This is a genomic window from Flagellimonas ochracea (genome assembly GCF_009903685.1).
Taxonomy (GTDB): Bacteria; Bacteroidota; Bacteroidia; order Flavobacteriales; family Flavobacteriaceae; genus Flagellimonas; species Flagellimonas ochracea.
Genome location: NZ_JAAABI010000023.1, coordinates 1 through 1,251, shown reverse-complemented (window position 1 = coordinate 1,251; position 1,251 = coordinate 1). Strand labels below are relative to the sequence as shown.

Annotated in this window: 1 protein-coding gene; it reads left to right on the top strand. The window is 64.7% G+C overall.

The window, feature by feature from the left end; all coding sequences use genetic code 11:
- The coding region (locus tag GTQ34_RS16575) for a beta strand repeat-containing protein (RefSeq protein WP_208103915.1) at window positions 1–1,251 on the top strand (1,251 nt) is incomplete at both ends.

Sequence of the window (1,251 nt, the reverse complement as noted above, 5' to 3'; positions counted from 1 at the left end):
CGGCGGTCGGCCTGACGGGCACCTCCATAACGGTGACCGATGCAGGCGGTACCCTGAGCCAGGACCTTGACGGTACCTTTGCCACGGATGCGGAACTGGCGGCCCTTAACACGGACGATGCCGACGCCGACCCGACCAACGAACTGAACACGGCGGTCGGCCTGACGGGCACCTCGATAACGGTGACCGATGCCGGTGGCACATTGAGCCAGGACCTTGACGGTACCTTTGCCACGGATGCGGAACTGGCGGCCCTTAACACGGACGACGCCGATGCGGACCCCACGAACGAACTCAACACGGCGGTCGGCCTGACGGGCACCTCGATAACGGTGACCGATGCCGGTGGCACATTGAGCCAGGACCTTGACGGTACCTTCGCCACGGACGCCGAGCTTGCCGCACTCAACACGGACGATGCCGATGCGGACCCCACGAACGAACTGAACACGGCGGTCGGCCTGACGGGCACCTCGATAACGGTGACCGATGCCGGTGGCACATTGAGCCAGGACCTTGACGGTACCTTTGCCACGGATGCGGAACTGGCGGCCCTTAACACGGACGACGCCGATGCGGACCCCACGAACGAACTCAACACGGCGGTCGGCCTGACGGGCACCTCGATAACGGTGACCGATGCCGGTGGCACATTGAGCCAGGACCTTGACGGTACCTTCGCCACGGACGCCGAGCTTGCCGCACTCAACACGGACGATGCCGATGCGGACCCGACCAACGAACTCAACACGGCCGTTGGGCTGACGGGCACCTCGATAACGGTGACCGATGCCGGTGGCACATTGAGCCAGGACCTTGACGGGACCTTCGCCACGGACGCCGAGCTTGCCGCGCTGAACACGGACGATGCCGACGCTGACCCCACGAACGAATACAACACGGCCGTGGGCCTGACGGGCACCTCGATAACGGTGACCGATGCCGGTGGCACATTGAGCCAGGACCTTGACGGTACCTTTGCCACGGATGCGGAACTGGCGGCCCTTAACACGGACGACGCCGATGCGGACCCCACGAACGAACTGAACACGGCCGTGGGCCTGACGGGCACCTCGATAACGGTGACCGATGCCGGTGGTACCCTGAGCCAGGACCTTGACGGCACCTTTGCCACGGATGCGGAACTGGCGGCCCTTAACACGGACGATGCCGACGCCGACCCGACCAACGAACTCAACACGGCGGTCGGCCTGACGGGCACCTCCATAACGGTGACCGATGCAGGCGGTA